Raw genomic sequence first — 24,014 nt, 5'->3', positions numbered from 1 at the left:
TTATTTCCCCTATGCCTACGTTGTAACCAGAGGTCTCAAAGGTTCTATGGCATTTAACCCTGAAGACACTGATTTCATTGGGATGTCTACGGATAGTGATCATCCCAATGAGCTGCTGAAATACCTTCAGCACCAGCCGCCAGAGGTACTCACCCGCGTGGCTCAATCCGTCAGTGGTGAAATCAAGCAAATCATCGCCCAGAACGTCCAAGGACTGGTGGGCGTGCTGCCCGGAGACGGCTTTAACGTCCAAGTGACCACCGACCGCGACAACCTAGCGGGGTTGCTAGCCTCAGCCATGATGACAGGCTACTTCCTGCGCCAAATGGAACAGCGCATGGAACTGGAGCACACGGTTTCCGGGTCGTTCCTGAGCCCCGATAGCTTTGACTTTGATAGCTAAGGCCCCAGCCATTCGCCCGCCTAGGCCCCTCAGAGCCCCCCACGCTGAGGGCAAAACTTGCCCCTAAGTAGGGTTCGTGGGCAAAGCCCTCTTGGGAGTTACCCTACCCAGATCCGCCTTTTCTCCCCGCTTGCCCTAGAGCCCCTGCGGCCACACCCTCATAGCATTGCCTAGTCCTTCGGCCCTGCTGAGGCCGGGGGACTTATCTGTGTGGGCGCTGAGTCGGCACCCTGAGACGCAAAGATCTATCTTGAGAGGGATAAATGGCCCACAGGCCAAGCCAACGCCCCAAAATGACTTGTGCTAAGATTCCACATCGCGATAGGCTAATGCTTAATAAAACTTTACATCGTCAGCCCAGTGGTTGGTTACGATGAGCATAGGAAAGGTGGCTGCTTAGGCTCCCCTGCCGTTGCACAACTAAGCCTACCGCTTTACCCATGGTGAGCGAGTGGTCTGAGGTTATCACCTATTTCCTGGCGGATCTGGGATAAAGGCGAAAACCATGAAATTGGGTTCTCTGGCGATCAGCCCATTTTTAATATCTATCTAGCAATAGGGCTATAGGTTGCCTTGGCGGCCATGATGTTGGCAGATGTTGCCTCTACCGCGATTGTGCCCAGACCATGACGACCCTTGGGCTACGCCCCTGCCTTTTTGGTATCTGCCTCTTGGATGTAGCTTGTCCCTTTTCGTTCTGTCTTTGCCATGCCGCCTGTCTCTCCGTCCTCCGCCTTCCCCTCCCCTCCTACCATAGATTCCCCCGACCCGTCGCGAAGACCGGAGGCCATGGTGGCCGCAAGATTACCTCAGCCGATAGTGGCGAGTCCACCCCAAACGAACAACTGTAATGTGCGGCTGTTTCGGGAAGGGGAAACCATTTTTACCGAAGGCAGTGCCTCTGATTCGGCCTACATTATTGAGTCGGGCCTGATCGAAATTTTTGTGGGGTCGGGTAGCGAGGCGGTGCAGCTTAGCGTCCTAGGGCCAGGAGACATTTTTGGTGAGATGGGTCTCATTGATGATTACCCACGGTCTGCCTCAGCCCGCGCCATGGGGCCCTGTCGCTGCATTGTCATTTCAGCCGCACAAATTGCAGAGCGCATCGAGGCTTCTAACCCACTGGTGAGACTGCTAATTTCTATTTCGCTACACCGCAATCGCGCCTACAATACGTACTTCAAAACCGTCATGAATTCTTCCCATGTGGTGTTGCCCACTCCGGCGGTGACTGAAAAAGCCTACGTGAAGGATCCCCAACATCGAAGAATTTTAGAGGAGATCAAGCTGGAGTCTGATCTACAAAAGGCGGTTAGCAACGACGAACTTCAGCCCTATTATCAGCCTCTTTTTTCCATGGCAGATAATGGCATTGTCGGCTTTGAATCACTCCTGCGCTGGCAGTGTCCAGAGCGAGGCATGGTGCCTCCCCAGCAGTTCATTGCCCTAGCGGAGGAAACCTCCCTCATTGTGCCCATTGGCGACTGGATTTTAGAACGAGCCTGCCTCGACCTCAAAACGTTTCAGTCTCATTGGCAGAAGCATCAAGCCACGAACAACCGCTTATTTGTGAGCGTCAATATCTCCGTTCGCCAGTTTCAGGAGCCTGATTTCTGCGATAAATTGCTGGCCCTCACCCATCGCTACAACATTAGTCCCAAGTTCCTCAAACTAGAGGTGACTGAACGAATTTTCCTAGATCAAGCAGATGCGATTCAAGCCATTGATGACTGTCGGGCAGCGGGGTTTGAGGTAGCCCTCGATGATTTCGGCACAGGCTACTCTAGCCTGAGCTATTTGGAACGCTGCGAAATCGATAACCTCAAAATCGATCAGTCTTTTACCCAAAAGATCTGCACTAGCCACCGGGCTCGGGTTTTGGTTAGCTCCATTATCGACATGGCTAAACGACTAGGGCTGCTTACCATTGCCGAAGGTATTGAAACCGAAGACCATCGACAGATCCTCAAGGAAATGGGCTGCGACATTGGCCAAGGTTTTTTATTTAGTAAACCCCTGACTGTGGACGAAATTTTAGCCCTCCTAGCCCAATCCCCTAGGCCAACCGCAACACAGGATAACCCAGAGGATTGAGGCAGCTAGGCTTGGTTAGCACCTGTCACGAACTTAGCACCTGTCACGAACAAAGAGCCTAAGCCCCTTGTTCGTGGCGCACTTGGCTACCATCTTGCTAACGTCGGCCATGGAGGCTGGACTAGGCCAGCAGTGTTTTCCCGGCGGCGGCGACCCCAGCCCCAGGGGTGAAGTCGCTGTAACCCAGGTGGGCCAAGGTGGCTTCTAGGGCGGCAACGGCGGTGAGAATATCCCGGTCGCACACAAAGCCTAGGTGGCCCATTCGGAAGATTTGACCCTTGAGGTGGTCTTGGCCGCCAGCGAGGGCAATGTCAAACTGCTTTTTCATCACCGAGCGAATTTGCTCCGCATCTACCCCCTGGGGCATGACGGCGGTGATGGCGGGACTGGCGCAGCCGTCGCCACCGTAGAGGGGCAGGTTGAGGGCTTTCATCGCGTCGCGGGTGGCCCGCTTTTGGCGGTCGTGGCGGGCAAAGATGGCCTCTAGCCCTTCCTTCTTCATCATTTGCAGGGCCGCTTGCAGGGCAAAGAAGAGGTTGATGGGCGGCGTGAAGGGGGTGGTGTTTTTGGCGGCGTTTTTGCGGTAGGGGCCAAGGTCGAGATAGAACTTGGGCAGAGTCGCGGTTTCGTAGGCCGTCCAAGCCTTGGCGCTAACGCTGACGAAGGCCAAACCAGGGGGAATCATGTAGCCCTTCTGAGAGCCAGAGGCTACCACATCTAGACCCCATTCATCCACGGGCACCGAGCAAGCACCCAGGCTGGTCACGGCATCCACAATAATCAGCGCCCCGTGGGCTTTCACGTGGGTATTGATGGCTTGGAGGTCGTTGAGCACCCCGGTGGAGGTTTCACTGTGGGTGACGATGACAGCCTTGATGTGCTTGTCGGTATCCGCTTCTAGGGCCGCTTTGAAGTCGTCAGGGTTCAGCGGCTTGCCCCACTCAGCGGTGATTTCCTGGGTATCTAACCCAAAGGCGCGAGCCACTTTGCCCCAGCGTTCGCCAAACTTGCCGTTGTTGCCCACCAGCACCTTATCGCCCTGGCTCAGGAAGTTGATAATGCCCGCTTCCATTGCGCCCGTGCCGCTGGAGGCTAGAATCAGCACATCGTTTTGGGTTTGGTGCAGCCACTTGAGGTTTTCCGTCACCTCGGCCATGATGGCGCTAAATTCGCCGCTGCGGTGCCCCATGGGATGCTTGGCCATGGCCAAGAGCACCTGTTCGGGGATGGGGGTTGGCCCCGGAATCATCAGCATCAGTTTGTTGTCCATGCCTGCCACCAGTTGCGTTTCTGCAATAACAAAAGCGTTGACCACAGGGATTCGCAGGTTCTATGACCATTCAAGACCTAGGATCGTCTTAAACCACAGCGTCACTCAACCTGTGACCCCAAAAGTGTGATCACAAAAAACAAGAATTATCAGCTTACCAACATCCCAGGGCATTCATAGAATTTTTCCGACTGTCGTAAGGTTGTGAGCGGGAATCCTCGTCCTTGGGCAGCGATGGGGTTAGGTTTCTGGATCCTCGTCGTCGCTAGGCTGATGGGCTTGGGCGAAGGCTTGCAGGCCATCGGGATTGAGGACTTCGATGACGGAGCCGTTGACCGCAATCAACCCTTCTTGGCTGAGGCGATAGAAGGCCCTGGAAAGGGTGGCGGGGATGGTGCCTAGGGTGGCGGCGAGTTGGCTTTTGGTGAGGTCGAGGGTCAGCGTATCCGACTGGGGCGAGCGGGCGTATTGATCGAATAGGTAGGTGGCTAGCCGTTGGGGCACGTCTTTGAAGGCGAGGTCTTCGATGGTTTTAGTGAGCTGCCGCAGGTGAATGGAGAAGCTGACCAAGAGGCCCACGGCGATTTCGGGATGCTCGCCCAGGAGGGAGAGAAAATCCTGGCGGGGGAAAAACAGCAGTTCCGAGGCGTCTAGGGTGGCGGCGGAAACGGGGAAGCACTGGCCATCCATGGCGGGTACTTCGGCAAAATAGTCCCGCTCCCCAAAGAGTTGCAGAATTTGCTCTTTGCCATTGGGAGAGGTTTTATAAATTTTGACCCGCCCCGTTTTGACCACAAAGAAACCCGTTGCTTCGGATCCTTCTTCAAAAATAACGGCTTTTTTGGAAAACCTTTGACGTTGGGCAATGTGGGCCAAATCTTGCAGTTGTGATGGATTGAGTTCTCGAAAAATCAGCGTCGTTTTTAGCCAATCCCTGAGACCCAAGGATTGCTGACTCATAGGTAATTGTGCATAGGGGGCAGAGGCTCAATGGCAAGAATCAAGATGTTTTGAATTAAAGAATTGTAATGATTTAGTTACAGATTATAACGTAGCCAGCCCCTCACTCTCAACAGCCATGAGCCTATAGCTACATCGTGATATGGCTGATTCTGTGGGCCTTCGCGCCATTTTTAAGTTTTGATTTTTACGGAGGAAAGGCAAAATTAACATTCTCTCAAGGGTTTTTTTGACTTAGGTCAAGAGATTCGCAGAAGCCATCTTTTAATCTGGAAGCGTTGTCGGAAGCTTTGTCATATCACAACGTTTTACCATGGCTAATCCATCCTTTGAGGTCGCGGCCCAGGCTCGATCTCGACTTAGAAACTTAAGCTTGCCCGTGTGGCTGGTGCTGATCTGTGTCGTCACCTTCAGCGTGTTGCTGGGGGCAGGGGCGGCCATTTCTAAATACGCTCCCCCCCATCCCGCCATCGTGGAATCGCCCCAGCATGAGGTGATCTTTACCGCCGCCGATGTGGAAAATGGCCAAGTCACCTACCTAGGCCGAGGCGGACAACATGTGGGCAGCATTTGGGGCCACGGCAGCTACCTCGCGCCCGACTGGACGGCGGATGTGCTGCACCGTTGGGGGCTGGCCACCGCTGGGGTGATCTATGCCAACGACCCCAGCTTTTCCCAGGCGGATTTGGAGGCTCTGAGTGCGACGGATCGGGTGGTGCTGCAAGCCCAGGTGAGCGAGCAGTTTAAGCCCAACCGCTACGATGCCGAGGCCAATACCCTGGTGCTGACCAATGCCCAGGTGCAGGGGCTGAAGCAGGTGTTTGCGGACTACCAAACCCTGCTGGCCCACGGTTCGCGGATTCACTCTATCCCCGACGGTTGGTTCACCAGTGAGCAAGAAATCCGCGATGTGACGGCCTTCTTTGCCTGGACGGCCTGGGCGGCTTCGGCCACGCGCCCCAATGCGCCCTTTTCCTACACCGCCAACTGGCCCCACGATGACCTGATCGGCAACCAGGCCCCCGGTCAATTCCTGGTGTGGTCGATTGTGTCGGTGATTGTGCTGATTTTTAGCATTGGCGCGTTCCTCTTTGTCTACCTCACCCAGGAAGATTCGGAAGAGGTGCAGATCGTTGCCGAGCGGCCCGCCATCCGTCTGGCTACCCCCAGCCAAAAGGCCACCAGTCTGTTTTTTGGCGTGGCGATGGCGCTGTTTGGGGTACAAATCCTGATGGGTATGGTGACGGCCCACTATGCGGTAGAGGGCGACGGTTTCTACGGTCTGCCCCTGCAACAGTATTTGCCCTACGCGGCGTCGCGGACGTGGCACCTGCAACTGGCGGTGTTTTGGATTGCCACCTGCTGGCTGGCGGCGGGGCTGTATTTTGCCCCCCGGTTTGGCAAGCAGGAACCCAAGGGCCAAGTGTGGGGCAATAGCGCCCTGCTGATTGCGCTGACAGTGGTGGTGGTCGGTTCCCTGGTCGGATCCTGGGCCAGTGTGCAGGGCATCCTCACCGGAGACAACAGCTTCCTCTTCGGCCACCAGGGCTATGAGTATGTGGAACTGGGTCGCCTGTGGCAGGTGTTGCTGATTGGCGGCATGGTGTTCTGGCTGTGGCTGATGTTCCGCGCCCTGCGTCCCGCCCTCAAGGCCGAAGGCAGCAAAACCGGGCTAAACCACTTCTTCCTCTACAGCGCCATCACCATCCCGCTGTTCTACGCCTCTGGGTTGATGTACACCAACCACACCCCCGTCAGCGTGGCGGAATATTGGCGCTGGTGGGTGGTGCATCTGTGGGTGGAGGGCTTCTTTGAGGTGTTCGCCACCGTGGCCATTGCCTACCTCTGTAGCGAACTGGGCTTTTTGAAAAAGTCCTCGGCCCTCCGCGCCACTTATTTAACGACGATTCTCTACCTGGGCAGCGGCGTCATCGGCACCCTGCACCACCTGTATTTTGCCGGAACCCCCTCCTTCATCGCCGCCATGGGAGCCGTCGCCTCCGCCCTGGAAGTGGTGCCCCTGACGCTGGTCGGCTTTGAGGTGGTCAAAACCCTGCGGATGTCCGATCAGGCCCAGAACTTCTACCGCTGGCCCCTGCGCTTTTTCCTGGCCACCTGCTTCTGGAACCTTCTGGGCGCGGGCGTTTTTGGCTTCCTGATTAACCCGCCAATCGTGCTCTACTACTCCCAGGGCATCAACACCACGCCCATCCATGCTCACAGCGCCCTGTTTGGGGTCTACGGCTGCTTGGCCATTGCCCTCATGCTGTTTGCCCTGCGGGAAATTGTGCCCGACCGCGCCTGGAACGAGAAGCTGCTGCGGGTCTCGTTTTGGAGCCTCAACGGTGGCCTGCTGGCCATGATGATCTTGGGCCTGATTCCCAACGGCTTCTACCAGCTCATGCAGTCCGTCAACCACGGCACCTGGTATGCCCGCAGCGCCGAGGTAATTGGCTCCCCTTGGATGCAGTGGACAGTATGGCTGCGCATCCCCGGTGATGTGGTGTTTACCATCGGGGCCATCGGCATGGTGCTGTTCACCGTGCAGGCGGTCTATGCCATCTTCCGCCAGCCCACCCAACTGGGCGCACCCCAACCGGGCCATCCCGTGATTGAAGGGCGCTAATCTGTAGCTGGAGATCCCCGGTTGATGGAAAAACTGGGGATCTAGCCCAAAAATCGGGATTTTAACCCCAGAAACTGTTTCTTCATTCAAAGGACACCCCATGACGACTTTATTTGACCAACTCGGCGGTGCAGCGGCGGTGGATCTCGCCGTGGATAAGTTCTATGAACGGGTGCTTCAGGATGACCGCATTAAGCACTTTTTCGCCAATGTGGACATGGTGAAACAGCGGGCGCACCAAAAAGCCTTCCTCACCTACGCCTTTGGCGGCACCGATAAGTACGATGGCCGCTACATGCGCGAGGCCCATCAAGCCCTGGTGCAGCAGCACGGCCTCAACAGCGATCACTTCAATGCCGTGGCCGAAGATTTGATGATCACCCTCGAAGAAATCGGCGTTTCTGAGGAACTCCGCGCCCAGGTCGCCGCCATTGCCGCCGCCCCCGCCCACAAGCGCGATGTGTTGAACCAGTAAGCCATCAGATCCCCAATTTCCCGTAGAAACTGGGGATCTAGACCAACTCCCCACTCCCTATTCCCCACTCCCTACTCTCCCCATGTCCACCCTCATCACCCCACCCACCACCACCCTGCAACTCCACGATCACCTAGAGTTTCCCGAATCCGGTGTGCTCAGTAAGGTGCTGTGGAAAGATGCCACCTGCCAATACACCCTCTTTTGCCTAGCGGCGGGGACGGAAATCTCAGAACACACCTCCACCCGCAACGCCACGGTGAATGTAATCTCCGGCAGCGGCACCCTCACCCTAGAGGGCCAACCCATTGCCCTAGAACCCGGTATGTTTGTGCTGATGCTGGCCAATGCCCCCCACGCCCTAGAAGCCACCACCAACCTCGCCTTTTTGCTCACCCTTTCGGCGGAGGGCTAGCCGTACTTCTGATAGTAGATAACCAGATGCTGTTAGAGATACCATCTCTTCCTACTTCCAAATGATGGCGCTCATCTCGTAGAGTAACTTTTGACGAGCATTGAGTTCGTCTGGTCCAAAAGAGTCATAGGGACACAGCTCTAAGTTGTAACGTTTCTTTAATGACTGCATATCTAACTTGGATTTATAGGAGTCTGCCCTCAAGGTTTCATTCCAGTAGAGAGTATTGGCATAGGTTTTAAGCTTTTCACTGTAGGGTTCATTACTGCTTGAGATATTGTCTAGACCTTTTAGCAATAGCAGGCCACCCAAACGGTTACGTTCCTGCTCAAACAGATCGCTGTCTCCGTTAAACAGCTTGAGATTATCGTCATTATGAGACAGAATATGTTCGACGTGGAAACCATTAACGTGACCTCTCTTGGTGACTAGATCTTCAACGGAGTGCTTCATATTCATATTGGTTTCCTTCGCAAGAAATTGTTCAATTCGAGCGAAGAAATAGCGCTTAAATCGAATATTTAGATTGATGCCTGTATTACGGAAAAAAGCGTACTGAAACGGCTCAGTTACCGTAGTAGAGCGTTGACGAGTTAATTCCTCTTTTAGGAAGTGATCAAAAACTGGACGAATTTGATCTATTGATTTATCTCGAACAGCAGCAGAAACTTGATAGAGTAAAGTTGCAAAGGCGTTACTGTCGTAAGCATTTTGAAGTTGCAGTAGTGAGAATAGCCGATCAATTTCATAGGAGATAGTACAGATTTTTAGGTCTTCTTCAGAGTCATTTCGTCGGCAACTAGAGAGGATTAACAAAAACTGACTATCCATCTCATTCAATCGGTTGAGAAAGACGTGGGGATAAGCTTGGACTTCAGTTTTTGTCCCTTCTATTATCTTGAGATAAAGGCCAGTAAAGTAGTTAAATTCTTTGTCGAGGAAGTCTTTGACGCCAACAGGATTATGGTTAACCTTTAGGGAGGTATTCATAGTGTGACTAAACATCTCTCGATGATAGTCACCATCGAAGCGAGTACCGTCTTTTCGTGTGTCAGAGTATTTGGATTTCAGATAGTAACGAAAAAAGGTATCAATTTCATCTTCACGATAACTATTGATAGCTCGAACTCGATCTTCCCAAAGACTATTATAATCGTACTGATCCAGTTCTAGCTTATCGATCTGACCTAGTAACTTACCTTTAATAATTTCATAGGGCCGCAGGCGTACACCACGATCATTAATAACCTCGAAAACCATAGGTACATCAGTTTGTTCAACCGCAAGATTAATCAGAATCAGGCGATAAAGAAAGTAAAAGATAAACGTCTCTAGCTTGTTTCGATCAATAATTTCCTGGTCTAGATAGGTACTGATAGTGCGATAATTTCGCACCATATTAACTGCTGTAATACCTGACGATGTATCGATGCTGTTCAAATCATGATCATCTTTCAGTGCTTCAAGAACGTGGCGATGGCGCTCGTGGTTCATCCAGAACTGGCACTCCATACCTGAAAAGCCTACTAATTTAGCTTGCAACCAGTTGGTAGCCATGGAGTCATTCTGATGCGCCAATTGATATAGCTTTATGATTATGAGTGTCAGCGTCGTTAGGCGCTGTTGACCATCAACTATGTATACTTTGCCATCTACAGTATTTGTGACATAGGTATTAAGGTAATACCAGGGATATTTAGCAGTGATAATTTCCTTTCTAGGATCAAGGTCTTTGAGAAGTTCATATTCCTGATTGAATTTATAGAATATGTCATCTAGTAGTCGAGTAACAGGTTCCTCCGTCCACTTATAGTCACGCTGATAGAAGTCAATGTAATAGACAGTGTTTGAAAAAACACTATCAATGTTTTGTTTGTCAGGAGCGATATCAACCATGACTTATCCTTACATTACGAATTTAATCTGTGGAACCTATGGACAAATGGCGGTCAACAACAAGGGCTAGACCTAGGACTTGGCTGGGGTAAGACTTAACTGACCCAGGTGTTTCAGAATGCCTAGCACTTGGCCCAAGTCGCCAGGGTTGAGGATATTGAAATGTTGCGACAAACCATACTGGGGGCTAGGCTGAAGCGAAAGCTTGAGAAACAGAAAACTTTCGCCGCTACAGAGCAGACCATAGGCAGGTTGCCGGGGCTGAGGATTGGCCAACATATAGGCCAACGCCTGGGGAATACCCAGGGATAGCGAGAATGTAGTGCGTTTTGCCTCTAGCACCCAAACCCAAATCTGCTGGTTCACCACCAGGGTATCGATGCGGCCCTTGAGGGTCGTTTCGCCCGTGTTAACACTCACCTCCACCGAAGGCTCAAAACGACAGCGGAAGGGCGGATCGTAAAAGCCCGCTCGATCCAGCAGGGGCGAGACAATCATCATTTTCACGCCATTTTCCAGCATCGATCCTTCATCAAGCTGGTGACAATAGCGGTCTCGAATGCGATCTAGGGCTTGCCGTTGGGCCTCCGTGGGCACAGGCCACTCAGACTGCCACTCTGGGAAAAAGTCCGACTCCTGCACCCAGGACAGGCTAAAAGACTCTCGCAAATACTTGAGGGTCAGATTCTCGGAAATCGCCAGGGTTTGAACCATCATTGCCTCCCTATCCCCATTCTGTTGTCACCCCGTTTGCCGTGGGCAGGGCAGGGCCGCTCGACATTACTAAGGTTTGGCCTCTCCAAGGCTGTATGCCGTCATTTTAACGTGCAGGCTCCATGGGCAGCACCGCCATTTTTCGGCCCTGTGGTACATCCCCTTGGCCGCAATTCACCATCCTGCTCAACCCTATCCCCTACCCATCGCAGGTTTCTGTGTTTCTGGGCTTTGGTGTCTTGTTGCTGACCTCCGTTCGCCAGTCCTAGACGGTTGATGAGCAGAAAGCTAGGATAAAGACAGAATCTGCGAGATCAGCGCGTCAGATTTCCTCCATTGAGCGTATGCCAACCATCCTCAAAATTGGCCCTTATCGATTTTATTTCTTCTCCAGAGAAGAAAGTCGGGTTCACATTCATGTTTCCTGTGCAGATGGAGAAGCAAAATTTTGGCTAGAACCGAACCTAGAGTTAGCCACGAACCATAAGCTTTCTAAAACACAGCTTAAGCAAATTGAGCAACTCATTGAGGAATATCGCGATGACTTTAGAAACGCCTGGAACAACCATTTCAAACCTGGAAGTTAGCAATATCTCAAAGCATGGTCTGTGGTTAATCCACAACGATCAAGAATACTTCTTGCCCTATGACCAATTCCCCTGGTTTCAGGAGGCTCCTGTCAAGCATATTTTTAATGTAGAAGAACCCCATCCAGGCCATCTCTACTGGCCCGATCTCGATGTTGATCTTTCCCTAGACATGATTCAACATCCAGAACATTTTCCACTCCAGTTCAACCTCAAACCTTCCTGATAACAAGAACAATTTGTCCTTCCTGAACCATTAGAACGTTTCCTTCAAGTCTGCCACGGTGTACTCAATAGGATCATCCTCAAGCTCCTGCATAGCCGATTCTAGAGAAAACGTTGACCAGCTTTCATTTTCTGATTGCTGACTTTGTTGTCGGTAGCGGTTTTCCAAAAACTCAACAAAGTCCAGCACTTCACGCTGCTCTTGTTCAGGCAGCACCGCTAGATACTCGACAATTTGTTCGGCAATCGTCATAGGAATCTGCGAAAAGGCTGGATGCCGCAATTTTAACGCTCAGGATCAGTAGATCGCAAAGTCCCCGCATCTCTTACCCCCCAGGATGGAGAGGGGAGCCGGAAGCGCTACAAAGTCCCTCTCCCAACCTGGGAGAGAGATTTCGTCCCGCCGGGTAGGCTGGATCATGGCAAAAGAGCAGGTTTGCGATCTACCAAGATCTGTCGCAGTGCTCCGCCCATAGCCGAAGGCTTGGAGGGTGGTGAAGCAGCAGATCTTGGTAGATGATTACTGCCGTTGTGATTGTTGGAAGTGTTGAGCGGTTATGCTCAAACCTTGATCAACACTGACAGGGGGTGTCCAGCCCAGCAAGGCTTGGGTTTTGCTGATATCCACCTGCAATGAGCCGCATAACCGCTGGGCAAGGGCAGGCTTACCGATAATCTGAGCAGCGGCTTGGAGGAGCGGCATCGGTACTGGAATGAGTCGAGCAGGCTTCTTTAGGGCCTTGGCAAGGCGTCTGAGCAGGTCGGTGGTCGAGAGATCTTCATCGTCACTGGCGAGGAAGGTCTGGTTGGCAGCGGCAGGGTGGGTGAGACAGGTGATGATTAAATCAACGAGGTTGGAGAGCGCCAATAGGCTACGACGGTTGTGGATAGCGCCGAGGGGTAGGGGATAGCCTTTATCTAGCCAGCGCATCATTGACAGGAAGTTAGCCTTGACACCAGGGCCATAGATTAGGGGAGGACGAATTATGACAACTTCCATTCCGGTCGTTTGGGCAATGGAGCGAAGTTGGATTTCGGCTTCCGCTTTGGAAATGCCGTAGGGATCTTGAGGATGAGGAACATCCTGGGCGGCGAAGGGCTGACCCATTGGAGTGAATTCACCGTTGACCTTAATCGAACTGAGGTAGATAAAGCGACGGACTCCGGCTTGGGCAGCCGCCTGGGCAAGGTTGGCCGTGGCGGTGGTATTAACCGCTCGAAATTCGGCAAGGGGGTCGGCGGCGGTGTCCTGCATTTGGTGAACACGGGCAGCCAAATGCACAATGACGTCGATTTGGTGAAGGTGAGGGGTCAGGTCACTGAAGTCAGTGATGGGCAGCGGGGTAAGGCCGGGGGGAAGCTGGGACGGAAGGCGGCGCAGGGCTGCAAAAAGATGATATTCACTGGATTGGAGCAAATGATCACAAAGGGCACTGCCCACAAAACCGTTAGCACCAGTTACAAGAATGTTCATGGCAAATCTGACTTAGATTAGGGCTAAAGTTTAGGTGCTTGTGTTGTCAAATTAGCCGAACGATACATCTCGCTGTAGATCCGAAGGTGGGCCGCAACGATGTCCTCAATGGCAAAGTAGGCTTCCGCTCTCTGGCGTCCAGCCTGACCCATACTGGCCCGTTGCTGTGGATCTAAAATCAAGCTTTCCATCGCGGCGGCCAGGGCATCAACATCTTTGACTGGAACCAGGAAACCCGTGACGTTAGCCTCAATCGCATCACGGCATCCCGGTATGTTCGTGGTGACAATGGGACGCCCACAAGCCGCCGCTTCAATGAGAACCTTAGGTAAGCCTTCTCCATAGCTGCTTGGAAGGACAATTATATGGGCCTCGTTGATCGTGGCGGCCATATCAGTGCGGTGCCCCCACCATTCAATAATGCTTTCCTGTTGCCAGTGGATAAGCTGTTCTTCAGTTAAAGACGTTGGATTATACGGATCAGGTGAACCAACCAAAACAAATCGGGCATCGACTTCTTTTTCTTGAGATAGATACCTTGCCGCTTCAACAAACTCCTGAACGCCCTTACTCATTAGCATACGACTAGCCAGCATCACAATTGGCTTACCTGTAGGATAGGGCTGGGGATAGAATTTTTTCAAATCAATTCCAGAGCCAGGTAGTAGCGTAAAGCGCTGTTCCGGCAATTTTGTTATCTTCTGAAGCGTCACGAGATCGTTGCTATTTTGTACAATGACCTGCAAGTTTTTATGGCCAAAAGCTTGCTGATACAAATAGCTGACCAGTCGCTTAATCAAGTTAGCCTTAGTGCTCTTATCGGTAAAGGTGAAGCCTAGCCCAGAAATAGCAGAAACGACGCTGGGCGTTCGGCAGAGTCGCGCTAAAATTCCGCCGATCAAGACGGGTTTGATAGTAACTAGGTGCAAAATATCGGGCTTTAAGGTACTCAGAAGCTTTAAAATTTGAGCCCCCAAGATGAGAGTTTTAGCAACGCTCGTATCTCCCCGCGTCAGGATAATGGGGTGAACCCTCAAGCCATAGGACTGCATCTCTTGAAGACAATTGGTAATGCCTGTGGCAATGTGGACTTCATAGCCAGCTTCTATCGCCCCTAGGGCAATAGGTAAGCGATGGGACAGGAAAAACCAGTCCACATTAACAATCATAAGTAGTTTTTTAGTCATAGAGCTATATCGATCTCAGATTAGGGTCGGCAGATAATTCTAAGCTAGGGTTCCCTTTGAAAACCATCGTTTAGATTGTGGATTAGATGCCAAATGAATTCTCAGGCTTTTGGAGACAAGTTCTCCTCACTAGAGAAGTAAGCAAATAGGCCATTTTAGAATATCAAGCTTCCTCAATCTATAGGCTGATCGCTTAAATAGCTTCATTCGGCTATTGATTCCCTAAAACGATGTGGCTTCCGCCCTGGTTACATGGCTCAACGGCTACGTGGAGAACATTCCGCAAGGTATCCAGATGAACGTCTATGGGAGCTATTTCCTTAAACGTGACTCAGTATACATCAATACTCCAGACTATTTTGGGGAAGAGGCGAGCGGGAAACTCCCGGTCTCCATAGCAGGCAAAGGTAGGGAAAAGGCAGCGCACCGACGAATAGTCTTAAAAGCATCCCAGCGAGTCTGATGGCGATGACAAGTCTGTCAGCAAAACTCAACGACCACTTCTGCTGCTGGTTGACTGACAAAAGATTCTGCTTCGGGCGAGAAAACCGCGCCCCTACAGCCCTGGGTTCATGGAGGGGTCAGGTTTCCTGACCCTTTGACGGATGTGGGTTTTAGCAAGTTTTGTCAGTCAATCAGCTTCTGCTGTGTTGATGATGATGACTTTTCTGCATTCTGGGAAATCTGCGGAAAGGCTAACACAGTGAATCTGGAATGAATCTAGACTGCCACCGCAACGATTAATCCACTTGGCAATGGCTGCAAACGCCGTGGACAGTCACTTCATAGCCATCAACTTGCCAGTGAGGATTGAGGTGATTGAGATCAATGTGGGATAGGGCTTGCCAGGGAATATCGGCGATGGCTCCACAGGTTTTGCAGCGGAAATGATGGTGGGGATCGACGTTGGCATCGTAGCGACGAACGCCTTCCTCCAGCAGCACCTCTCGCACGAGGCCAACTCCGCGCAGGGCTTGTAAGGAACTGTACACCGTCGCTTGAGAAGACGTAGGGGCGTCTTGATTGAGATCGCCAAGGATGTCTTCGGCGGTGGGGTGGTCGTAGCGGCTGAGCAGGTTGGCATACACCGCAAAGCGCTGGGGCGTTACCCGCAGCCCTTTAGCCTTCAGCGTTTGAACAATTTCCTCACTGTGTTGCTGCATTGCCACCTATCTCCAGCCCAGGCGTTTGTCTGAGGGGAGAACTTCCCCTTTTACCGTTGGTGCCTATCACGACACCTAATACAGTAACACGTTTACTTAGGAGCGTCAGTGGTCTAAGATACGGTCAGTTCAATAAGTGATTATGCTTATTGAAAAATTCTTAAATCAGAACTATTCTGATTTAGAGCTTGGTTGGCTCACCTTACAGCCCGCTCGTGCTGGTCTGTCGTAGGGGAGTGCCATGCATCCAAGCTTCCGAACAGCCGAGGCTGGAAACGCAGTTCAGTATTGCTTAAGAGGTAAACTATGTCCGTTATCGAACGTGTGCCTGATGTGGTGTTCAAGACCCGTGTACGGGACGAGTCTGTGGGCGGCTCTAATCCCTACCGCTGGCAAGATCTGACCACCCAAGATATCTTTGGTGGCAAGAAAGTGGTGGTGTTCTCCCTACCCGGTGCTTTCACCCCCACCTGCTCCTCCAACCACCTGCCCCGCTACGAAGAACTCTACGAAGAGTTCAAGGCCCAAGGCGTTGACACCATCATCTGTGTGTCTGTAAACGATGCCTTCGTGATGTTCCAGTGGGGTCTGAAAATCGGCGCTAAGAACGTCTTCCTGCTGCCCGACGGCAACGGCGAATTTACCCGCAAGATGGGCATGCTGGTAGACAAGTCTAACCTGGGCTTCGGGATGCGCTCCTGGCGCTACTCCATGCTGGTCAACGATGGCAACATCGAGAAGATCTTCGTGGAGCCCGATTTCGGCGACAACTGCCCCATCGACCCCTTTGAGGTTTCCGACGCCGACACCATGCTGGCCTACCTGAAGGGTACCGAGTCCGCTGGTGTGTCCGAGCCTCGCTTGGCCTTCGTGGGCTAGTTTTCCTCTCCCTCGTTGATTGGATCACTTGTTTCTCATCTAAAGGGCGGTGGCCTCGCTCTGGTCAGCGCAACGCGCTCAAGCAAGGTCAGCCCTGATTCGTTGGTCGTTCCCTGCGTCGTTTAGCCCGCTTCCCGTTTGGGGGGCGGGCTTCCCGTTGCGGTGGTGTAGACTGCTGGGAGGGGCTTGGGGAGATCAAAAACGTCCCCTTACGTCTAGGCATCTCACCACCATCGGTCATGAAACGGTCGGCTAGGAATTCATCGGTAAACTCAGTGCCTCCTCCCCAGCAGGCCACAAGCCCTTGGCTATCCTCGGTGTTGATGATGGCCTCCTACATGACCTATGGCGGTTTTTTATTTCAGAGTTCGGCGTCCCTGCTGGTCTGGGGCGTGAGCCTTGGTTGTACAGCGGTCTTTGCAGCGCTCTGCACCATCTGCTGGAAACCCTGTCGCCGCATTTTGATCCAAGGATTTCGGTCAGACCTAGGCTATGTTGTGCTGGCTTTACTTACGGCGTCCTTGGCGATGGCGGCAGTCACGCGATTTCGGTTGGTTGCCTGCCTGTTGATGTTGGTGGCAGCCACGCTGCTGACCCGCGTTGATATGCTGATTGCTCAATTTTCCAACCGCAAAACCTGGTTCTGTATGGTGCTGCTGGCGCTGCTAGGTTTTGGGCTGTCTTGGGGGGTTTATCGGCTAGGCACTTCACCCTTGCAAAACTAGCGTTCATTCTTGAATTGCCCCTAGTTCTCAGCAATGGTAATCCCATGCTATCCAGAACCGACCTAGCCCATAGGACTGTAGGACGCAGCCCCATCACCCCCTAATCCCCAGGCTCTGCGGACTTTTGGGGGACGGGCTATGATAAAAGACAGCGTTGACATTTCTTAATGTTGGCGGATCACAGGCTGTCAAGGATTGTGCTCATCTATGGCTGTATCGTCATCGTCCTCTGGGGGCATCAAAGGCTTCCTAGAGAACCGGATTCTCCAGGGGCAACCCCTCACCTCCGAACTGGTGGCCATTTTGATGGTCTACTTCGTGCAGGGCATTTTGGGGTTGGCGCGGCTGGCGGTCAGCTTTTTCCTCAAGGATGACCTGGGCCTGTCTCCCGCCGAAGTGGCGGCGCTGACGGGGATTGCGGCCCTGCCCTGGACGATTAAGCCGCTGTTTGGCTTCATTTCCGATGGGTTGCCCATTGGGGGCTATCGGCGGCGGCCTTACCTGCTGCTGTCGGGGTTGTTGGGGGCGGCGGCATGGCTGGCCCTGGCCACGGTGGTGCAGTCGGGCTGGGCAGCAATTTTGGCGATTACCCTCAGTTCCCTTTCCGTGGCCATCAGCGACGTGATTGTCGATTCTCTGGTGGTGGAACGGGCACGGGGCGAATCCCAGGGCGAGGCAGGCACGTTGCAATCCTTGGCCTGGGGCGCTTCGGCGGTGGGCGGGCTGATGACGGCCTACCTGGGTGGCCTGTTGCTAGAGCAGGTCAGCACCCGCACGGTGTTTGGTATCACCGCAACCTTTCCGCTGATTGTCTCCCTGGTGGCCTGGATTATCCAGGAAGAACCCGTGCAGGAATCGCCCACCTGGTCGGTGATGCGGGGGCAGATGGGGCAACTGTGGCAGGCGGTGCGTCAACGGGCGATCTGGATGCCAGCGCTGTTCCTGTTCCTGTGGCAGGCGACCCCCACCGCCGATGCGGCCTTTTTCTTCTTCACCACCAACGACCTCGGCTTTCAGCCGGAGTTTCTGGGGCGGGTGCGGCTGGTGACGAGTGTGGCGGCGCTGCTGGGCATTTGGGTATTTCAGCGGTTTTTGCGAACGGTGCCCTTCCGCACCATTTTTGCCTGGTCAACGGTGCTGTCGAGTGTGCTGGGGATGTCGATGCTGTTGCTCGTCACCCACGCCAACCGCAGCCTCGGCATTGATGACCAGTGGTTTAGCCTGGGCGACAGCCTGGTGCTAACGGTGATGGGGGAAATCGCCTTCATGCCCGTGCTGGTGCTGTCGGCGCGGCTGTGCCCACCGGGGGTCGAGGCCACCCTATTCGCCCTGCTGATGTCGATTTTGAACCTGGCGGGGCTGGTCTCCCACGAATTGGGGGCCGTCCTCACCCACTGGCTGGGCGTGACGGAAACCAACTTCGACCACCTCTGGCAACTGGTGCTGATTACCAACCTCACCACCCTGCTGCCCCTGCCCCTGCTGTTTCTGCTGCCCAACACCTCCTCCCAGGGCGAGGGCACCGAAGAGGCCCAAATTCTCTGGCAATCCCCAGCGGAATCGCCCCCCACCGCCCCCGACCAAGAAACGGCCTCGGTTTAGTTGAAAAGCATCGTCTTTGCCCTCACCCTAAATCCCTCTCCCAAGCTGGGAGAGGTACTTTGAAGGACTTTCCGGCTCCCCTCTCCCAAATTGGGAGAGGGGCTGGGGGTGAGGGCCTCCCCCAATTTTCAGATCTATGAGGTGTCTTACCATGACCGCAACCCAACCCAAACCCACCGCCAACGCCAAGTCCTACACCCGCGAAGACTGGTGCAGCGGCTATCGCTCTCAGCCCAACGAGTACAGCTATTGGATTAGCGATATTGAGGGAGCCATCCCCACCGAGCTAGAGGGCACCCTGTTTCGCAACGGGCCGGGGCTGCTCGATATTGCAGGCTATCCGGTGAAGCACCCCTTCGATGGGGACGGCATGATTAGCAGCATTGCCATCAAGGATGGGCGGGCCTATTTCCGCAACCGCTTTGTGCGGACGGCGGGGTATCTGGCCGAGCAGCAGGCAAAAAAGCCCCTCTATCGCGGCGTGTTTGGTACCCAAAAGCCCGGTGGCCCCTTGGCCAATGCCTTTGACCTAAAGATCAAAAATATCGCCAATACCAACATCATTTACTGGGCCGACCGTCTGCTGGCGCTGTGGGAAGCGGCCCCACCCCACCGACTGGATCCCGTCACCCTAGACACCTTTGGGCTAGATACCTTCAACGGCCTCATCGCCCCAGAGGGAGCCTTTACCGCCCACCCCAGGGTCGATCCAGGGCATCACGGGGAACCTCGTCTGGTGGGATTTGCCGCCAAGGCGGGTCTTTCCAGCACCATCACCCTGTATGAACTGGACGCCGCAGGTAACGCCCTGGCCCAGCACAGCCACACCATCCCCGGCTTTGCCTTCCTACACGACTTTGCCCTCACCCCCAACTACGCCATCTTCTTCCAAAACCCCGTCAGCTTTGGGCCATTGCCCTTCCTGCTGGGCTTTAAGGGGGCGGCGGAGTGCATTCAGTTCAACCCCAAGCAGCCCACCAAAATCCTGGTCATTCCCCGCAACGGCACCGACCCCATGCAGGTGATCGACACCGACCCCTGCTTTGTCTTCCACCACGCCAACGCCTTCGAGCGGGACGGCCAGCTAGTGATTGATTCGGTGTGCTACGACGGCTTCCCCAGTCTGGAGGACAGCGCCGACTACCGCACGGTGGACTTCGACAAAGTACCCGCTGGCCAACTGTGGCGGTTTACCGTGGATTTGGCGGCGAAATCAGCCCAGGTCGAAACCCTAATTTCCCGCTGCGTGGAATTTCCCACCCTGCACCCCGACCACATGGGCCGCGACTACCGCTACCTGTTCATCGGCACCACCCACGCCGATCAGGGCAACGCCCCCCTGCAAGCCCTCTTGAAATGGGACGCCGAGACGGGCAAAACCGACGTCTGGAGTGCGGCCCCCCGTGGCTTTGCCGGAGAGCCCCTGTTTGTGCCCCGCCCCGGAGCCGTCACCGAAGATGAAGGCTGGGTGCTGATGCTGATGTACGACGCCGAACGGGGCTGTTCCGACCTGGTGATCCTCGATGCCCAGGCGATCAGCGCTGGCCCCATCGCTCGACTGAAGCTCTCTAACCATGTGCCCTACGGCCTGCACGGCAGCTTTGTGCCTCAATACTTTGGCCCTGCGGACTAAAGCCTCCCGCGCCTCCCGCCGACATCTCAGGAGTTCAAAAACCCGGTTTCTACCTTGGCCGCGATGAAATCGCGTGAACTCGCCGATAAAGAAGCCGGGTTTCTAGTCTCACGAGGCCAATCCCCTAGGCGTATAGGTTGGCTACGTAGTCGCCATAGCCGTTGTAGATCACCGTGGGCTGGGTTTCCCAGTTGAAGAGATTGGTGGTTTCCCCCAGCAGCCGCTCTGTGGCCTGAGACCAGCGGGGATGGGGGACGGCTGGGTTGACGTTGGCTTCAAAGCCGTACTCATTGGGGGCGATGGTGTTCCAGTAGGTGGCGGGCTGCTGATCGACAAACTCGATTTTGACGATGGCCTTGGCCCCCTTAAAGCCGTACTTCCAGGGCACCACCATGCGAATCGGGGCTCCGTGCTGTTTGGGCAGGGTGCGGCCATAGATGCCCACCGCAAAGAAGGCGAGGTCGTTGGCCATTTCCGCCACCGTCAGCCCCTCAACGTAGGGCCAGGGCAGGTTTAGGGCAAAGCCATAGGCAGGCCCAGGGCACACTTGGGCATCGTAGTAGGAGGTAAACCGGACAAATTTAGCTGCTGACGTAGGCTCGGCAGCCTCCAGGATGTACCGCATGGGGAAGCCAATCCAGGGCACCACCATGGCCCAGGCTTCTACGCAGCGAAAGCGATAAATCCGCTCTTCCAAGGGGAACCGACGGGTGAGGTCATCCAGGTCGTAGGTCTGGGGATTTTTCACCAAGCCCGACACCTCCAGCCGCCAGGGATCGGTGGGCAGGGCCTGGGCGTTGGGCCAAACGCCCTTGGTACTGCCAAACTCGTAGTAGTTGTTGTAGCTGCTGGCGTAGGCTTGATCCGTCGGCAACCGCCCCGCATCGGCAAAGGCAGCATTTAACGGCACCGTTCCGAGGGATCGACCCAGCGTTCTCTCCAGCTTTGGATCGATGGTACGGGTCGTTTGACAAGCCGCCAGGGGAGCCACCGCGATCCCCACTCCCGCCCCCATCATTGTTTTCATGAAACGTCGTCGGTTCCAAAAGGCGGTTTCCGCCGTCACCTGCTGCTCCGAAAGTTGCCAATTAGGTTTGGAGTGAAAGAAAACCATGGTGTGGGGGAAAAATAATCTAGAGACCCTTCCATTGTGACATTAGCCTCCGTTGTGCCACCCAGGCCAAACCTTGGAGGAGCCTAGGGCCATGCAGGATGAAGTTCTGTAAAGACAGGTCAGCAATTATACGGACATTCCAGCGATAGTCTACAGAGCTAAGCCCAGAAAGGCCCTCGCAACCAACGGGGATCAGCCCTTTATCATTGGGATTAGAGAAAAACCTAGGGAGACTCAGATCCGGATACTTTGAAAAAGTTTACTGAGTCTATGAACTCTTAGTAAACTAAGGGAAGGGCTAGTCAATCAAGGCTTTGATCTCTGGTAAACAGGATGGTGGGCGGCTGACTACGCCCCCGTTTCCCAGAACAATCCGTAATTTTTAGGGCGAAGAGTGGCGGTCTCGTATACTAAGTAAAGGTTAACGGCTGTCTCCGTAGATACGACATTGTGACGGCCTAGGCTCCGCCATTAGGCTGATAACACGTATGCTAATGCCCCCGTTTAAGTACTGACCTGCTTAAATCCCTAGTTCCAGCATCGAGACAAACGAGCCCTTTCCTGAAATATCGCTATGCCAGCTTCATCGTGTCGTCAGGTTCAAGGTAGTACCCTGGAACTCCTACAGCGGTACCAACAGCAACCCTCCCTAGACCTTCGGAATCAATTGGTCAACCTCAATGTGGGTCTTGTGCGTCGCGAAGCCTACCACTGGTTGCAGCGCTCCAATGAATCCTTTGACGACCTGATGCAGGTCGGCAGTATGGGCCTAATTCGGGCTATCGAGCGGTTCTCCCCCGAAAAGGGCTATGCCTTTAGCTCCTTCGCCATTCCCTACATCCGTGGCGAAATTCAGCACTACCTGCGCGATAAGGGGGCATCCATGCGGATTCCTCGCCGCTGGCAAGCCCTAGAAGCCCAGTCTCGCCGCGTCATCCGTCAGTTCCACCTAGATATGGGGCGGGTGCCCAACGACAACGAAATTGCTGCCGCCCTAGAGATTTCCGTGGAAGAATGGCAGGATGTCAAAATGGCTCGCTGCAACCAGTCTTTGCTAAGCCTAGATGCGCCCATGCAGGACGAAGATTTAGGATCGGCCTGTCTGGGAGATTTGCTGCCCGACAGCAAGTATCGCAGCTTCCAACTGGCCCAAGAAGATCAGATGCGGCTTCAGCAGGCGCTACAGCAATTAGAGCACCGTACCCGTGAGGTTCTAGAGTTTGTCTTCCTCTACGATCTGACACAAAAAGAAACTGCCGAACGCATGGGAATCAGCGCCGTAACCGTCTCCCGTCGGGTGAAGCAAGGGCTAAACCACATGCGGACACTGCTTGCAAATTCTGATGACGAAATCGCCTAAGGCCGTTCCGCCTATCAATAATTGAGCTATCGTTGAGGCATCAAGATAGGGGAACGAAGGAGACGCCTCCATGGGAGCCGCTGTTTTTTTCATTTTGTTTGGTTTAGGCGTCCTGCTGGCCACGGTGGGGGGGCTGGTTGGTCTCGTAGATGCTTTTCGAGTGAGTCCAACCTGGGGGCTACTGTCTTTGTTTGTCCCCTTTGCCCTGCTAGTGTTCTGCATCAAGTTTTGGGGCAGTCGCAAGTTGGCCAAAGTCAGCCTGCTGACCAGCCTCGCCGGGATGCTATCGATGCTGGCTGGGGTGCCTTTCATGGCGAACTTCGTGCAGCAGCAGATGGCTAGGGAGAATGGTCAACCGGGGGACGTTGCCATTGAGCCCCTCCCCAACGACCAGCCACCGCTGGATCAGGTTCCCATCGACCAAGTGCCCATTGATCAGCAGCCCATTGACCAAGTGCCTATTGATCAGGTTCCCATCGATCAAGCGCCCGTAGAAGGCGATCCTAACTTTGCCACGCCCATGGTGCCCGCTGCCCCTCAACTGGCCAACATTGCCAGGGCAGAGCTGATTCAATCTACCGACCCTGAGGAACGGGTGCGGCAAATCAACAACCGTCGCCCCGACCCCTTCGCGACGGTGCCCATTCCGCCGCCCCCTGTAGTCACGCCACCCCCTCCGGCTCCGGTCATTCCAGCGGCTGGCCCAGTACCAGGTGGTATTCCAGCGGCTCCAACGGCAACTGCCCCAACAGCAACGGCTCCGGGGGCAACCGCTCCGGGGGCGGGTTCGCCAGGGGCGGGTTCGCCAACGGGGGCAGCGCCAGGGGGCAGCCCAACCACGCCGGGGGGAACCGCAGGGTCTGGACAACCGGGTCAGCCTCCGGTGGCCCTAGCCCCCTTGCCGCCCTTACCAGAGCCGACCCAGGCCCGTGAGGTTGTGGTTACAGGCGTTGTCACCATCGGAGATCGCACCTACGCCATTGTGCAATCTCCCAGCGAACCGACGGGGCGGTATGTGATGGCTGGTCAGCGGGTGGCTGGCGGATCGGTGTTGGTGAAGCGCATTGATATGCGCGGCAACGAACCCATTGTGGTGCTAGAGCAAAACGGCGTTGAACTATCGCGGTCGATTGGCGTGCCAGAGGAAGAGGAAGGCACCGCCGCCACCTAGATGACCAACCCATCTCCCCCATCAGGGGCATCTGCTAAATC

23 protein-coding genes are annotated in these 24,014 nt (G+C 54.3%); 14 read left to right on the top strand and 9 right to left on the bottom strand.

The window, feature by feature from the left end:
• Positions 1-46 precede the first annotated feature (46 nt).
• Both GFS31_RS06205 and GFS31_RS06200 read left to right on the top strand, forming a co-directional pair.
• Complete coding sequence (locus GFS31_RS06205; protein WP_198807356.1) at positions 47-403, top strand: DUF760 domain-containing protein; 357 nt, start codon at positions 47-49, stop codon at positions 401-403.
• A gap of 708 nt (positions 404-1,111) precedes the next feature.
• Positions 1,112-2,497: an EAL domain-containing protein gene (locus tag GFS31_RS06200; protein ID WP_198807355.1), complete on the top strand. Its 1,386-nt coding sequence runs from the start codon at positions 1,112-1,114 to the stop codon at positions 2,495-2,497.
• 121 nt (positions 2,498-2,618) lie between these two features.
• On the opposite strand, the gene GFS31_RS06195 is transcribed toward GFS31_RS06200, so the two are convergent.
• Positions 2,619-3,812 carry a pyridoxal-phosphate-dependent aminotransferase family protein gene (locus GFS31_RS06195; protein ID WP_317135085.1) on the bottom strand — a complete coding sequence of 398 codons (1,194 nt, stop codon included), beginning with the start codon at positions 3,810-3,812 and terminating at the stop codon, positions 2,619-2,621.
• Between the two features lie 195 nt (positions 3,813-4,007).
• A complete protein-coding gene (locus tag GFS31_RS06190; protein WP_198807354.1) occupies positions 4,008-4,727 on the bottom strand; it encodes a Crp/Fnr family transcriptional regulator in 720 nt (239 codons plus the stop codon).
• A 313-nt stretch (positions 4,728-5,040) separates the two neighbouring features.
• Between GFS31_RS06190 and GFS31_RS06185 the strand changes: the two genes are divergently transcribed.
• The 3 genes from GFS31_RS06185 to GFS31_RS06175 all read left to right on the top strand — a co-directional run bounded on the left by GFS31_RS06185 (position 5,041) and on the right by GFS31_RS06175 (position 8,243).
• On the top strand, positions 5,041-7,353 hold the full coding sequence (locus tag GFS31_RS06185) for a nitric-oxide reductase large subunit (protein ID WP_198807353.1): 2,313 nt from the start codon (positions 5,041-5,043) through the stop codon (positions 7,351-7,353).
• A gap of 100 nt (positions 7,354-7,453) precedes the next feature.
• Positions 7,454-7,828 carry a group I truncated hemoglobin gene (locus GFS31_RS06180; protein WP_198807352.1) on the top strand — a complete coding sequence of 125 codons (375 nt, stop codon included), beginning with the start codon at positions 7,454-7,456 and terminating at the stop codon, positions 7,826-7,828.
• Between the two features lie 82 nt (positions 7,829-7,910).
• Entirely contained in the window at positions 7,911-8,243 is a 333-nt protein-coding gene (locus GFS31_RS06175) for a cupin domain-containing protein (protein ID WP_198807351.1), read from the top strand.
• Between the two features lie 51 nt (positions 8,244-8,294).
• On the opposite strand, the gene GFS31_RS06170 is transcribed toward GFS31_RS06175, so the two are convergent.
• Positions 8,295-10,139 (bottom strand): DUF262 domain-containing protein, encoded by a 1,845-nt coding sequence (locus GFS31_RS06170; RefSeq protein ID WP_198807350.1) that lies wholly within the window; start codon positions 10,137-10,139, stop codon positions 8,295-8,297.
• 72 nt (positions 10,140-10,211) lie between these two features.
• On the bottom strand, positions 10,212-10,856 hold the full coding sequence (locus GFS31_RS06165) for a restriction endonuclease subunit R (protein WP_198807349.1): 645 nt from the start codon (positions 10,854-10,856) through the stop codon (positions 10,212-10,214).
• A gap of 119 nt (positions 10,857-10,975) precedes the next feature.
• On the opposite strand from GFS31_RS06165, the gene GFS31_RS06160 reads away from it, so the two are divergent.
• The 3 genes from GFS31_RS06160 to GFS31_RS06150 all read left to right on the top strand — a co-directional run bounded on the left by GFS31_RS06160 (position 10,976) and on the right by GFS31_RS06150 (position 11,666).
• Entirely contained in the window at positions 10,976-11,122 is a 147-nt protein-coding gene (locus GFS31_RS06160; RefSeq protein ID WP_198807348.1) for a hypothetical protein, read from the top strand.
• Positions 11,123-11,197: 75 nt separating this feature from the next.
• Positions 11,198-11,440 carry a DUF4160 domain-containing protein gene (locus GFS31_RS21655; protein WP_198807347.1) on the top strand — a complete coding sequence of 81 codons (243 nt, stop codon included), beginning with the start codon at positions 11,198-11,200 and terminating at the stop codon, positions 11,438-11,440.
• Positions 11,394-11,666: a DUF2442 domain-containing protein gene (locus tag GFS31_RS06150; RefSeq protein ID WP_198807346.1), complete on the top strand. Its 273-nt coding sequence runs from the start codon at positions 11,394-11,396 to the stop codon at positions 11,664-11,666. The genes GFS31_RS21655 and GFS31_RS06150 overlap by 47 nt, the downstream gene beginning before the upstream one ends.
• Positions 11,667-11,696: 30 nt before the next feature.
• Here GFS31_RS06150 and GFS31_RS06145 read toward each other — a convergent pair whose 3' ends face one another.
• From GFS31_RS06145 to GFS31_RS06130, 4 genes are all read right to left on the bottom strand, one after another.
• Complete coding sequence (locus tag GFS31_RS06145; RefSeq protein WP_198807345.1) at positions 11,697-11,918, bottom strand: DUF2281 domain-containing protein; 222 nt, start codon at positions 11,916-11,918, stop codon at positions 11,697-11,699.
• A 267-nt stretch (positions 11,919-12,185) separates the two neighbouring features.
• The gene (locus tag GFS31_RS06140) at positions 12,186-13,139 is read right to left on the bottom strand and encodes a UDP-glucose 4-epimerase family protein (RefSeq protein WP_198807344.1); all 954 of its coding nucleotides are present in this window, start codon (positions 13,137-13,139) and stop codon (positions 12,186-12,188) included.
• A gap of 23 nt (positions 13,140-13,162) precedes the next feature.
• Positions 13,163-14,326, bottom strand: coding sequence for a glycosyltransferase family 4 protein (locus GFS31_RS06135; protein ID WP_198807343.1), 1,164 nt, complete (start codon positions 14,324-14,326; stop codon positions 13,163-13,165).
• A 740-nt stretch (positions 14,327-15,066) separates the two neighbouring features.
• Positions 15,067-15,489 (bottom strand): Fur family transcriptional regulator, encoded by a 423-nt coding sequence (locus tag GFS31_RS06130; RefSeq protein ID WP_198807342.1) that lies wholly within the window; start codon positions 15,487-15,489, stop codon positions 15,067-15,069.
• A 306-nt stretch (positions 15,490-15,795) separates the two neighbouring features.
• On the opposite strand from GFS31_RS06130, the gene GFS31_RS06125 reads away from it, so the two are divergent.
• The 4 genes from GFS31_RS06125 to GFS31_RS06110 all read left to right on the top strand — a co-directional run bounded on the left by GFS31_RS06125 (position 15,796) and on the right by GFS31_RS06110 (position 20,328).
• Entirely contained in the window at positions 15,796-16,368 is a 573-nt protein-coding gene (locus tag GFS31_RS06125) for a peroxiredoxin (RefSeq protein WP_198807341.1), read from the top strand.
• Positions 16,369-16,643: 275 nt separating this feature from the next.
• Positions 16,644-17,093, top strand: coding sequence for a hypothetical protein (locus GFS31_RS06120; RefSeq protein WP_198807340.1), 450 nt, complete (start codon positions 16,644-16,646; stop codon positions 17,091-17,093).
• Positions 17,094-17,300: 207 nt separating this feature from the next.
• A complete protein-coding gene (locus GFS31_RS06115; protein ID WP_198807339.1) occupies positions 17,301-18,695 on the top strand; it encodes a folate/biopterin family MFS transporter in 1,395 nt (464 codons plus the stop codon).
• 151 nt (positions 18,696-18,846) lie between these two features.
• A complete protein-coding gene (locus tag GFS31_RS06110) occupies positions 18,847-20,328 on the top strand; it encodes a carotenoid oxygenase family protein (RefSeq protein ID WP_198807338.1) in 1,482 nt (493 codons plus the stop codon).
• Between the two features lie 124 nt (positions 20,329-20,452).
• On the opposite strand, the gene msrP is transcribed toward GFS31_RS06110, so the two are convergent.
• Positions 20,453-21,442 (bottom strand): protein-methionine-sulfoxide reductase catalytic subunit MsrP, encoded by a 990-nt coding sequence (msrP, locus tag GFS31_RS06105; RefSeq protein WP_198807337.1) that lies wholly within the window; start codon positions 21,440-21,442, stop codon positions 20,453-20,455.
• A 574-nt stretch (positions 21,443-22,016) separates the two neighbouring features.
• Here msrP and GFS31_RS06100 point away from each other — a divergent pair.
• Both GFS31_RS06100 and GFS31_RS06095 read left to right on the top strand, forming a co-directional pair.
• The gene (locus tag GFS31_RS06100) at positions 22,017-22,802 is read left to right on the top strand and encodes an RNA polymerase sigma factor SigF (protein WP_198807336.1); all 786 of its coding nucleotides are present in this window, start codon (positions 22,017-22,019) and stop codon (positions 22,800-22,802) included.
• A gap of 70 nt (positions 22,803-22,872) precedes the next feature.
• On the top strand, positions 22,873-23,973 hold the full coding sequence (locus GFS31_RS06095; protein WP_198807335.1) for a hypothetical protein: 1,101 nt from the start codon (positions 22,873-22,875) through the stop codon (positions 23,971-23,973).
• The last annotated feature ends 41 nt before the right edge of the window (positions 23,974-24,014 follow it).

The sequence above is a fragment of the Leptolyngbya sp. BL0902 genome (assembly GCF_016403105.1).
In the GTDB taxonomy this organism is placed as follows: domain Bacteria; phylum Cyanobacteriota; class Cyanobacteriia; order Phormidesmidales; family Phormidesmidaceae; genus Nodosilinea.
Note: the sequence above shows the minus strand (reverse complement) of the source record. Positions and strands in the feature narration are given on the sequence as shown.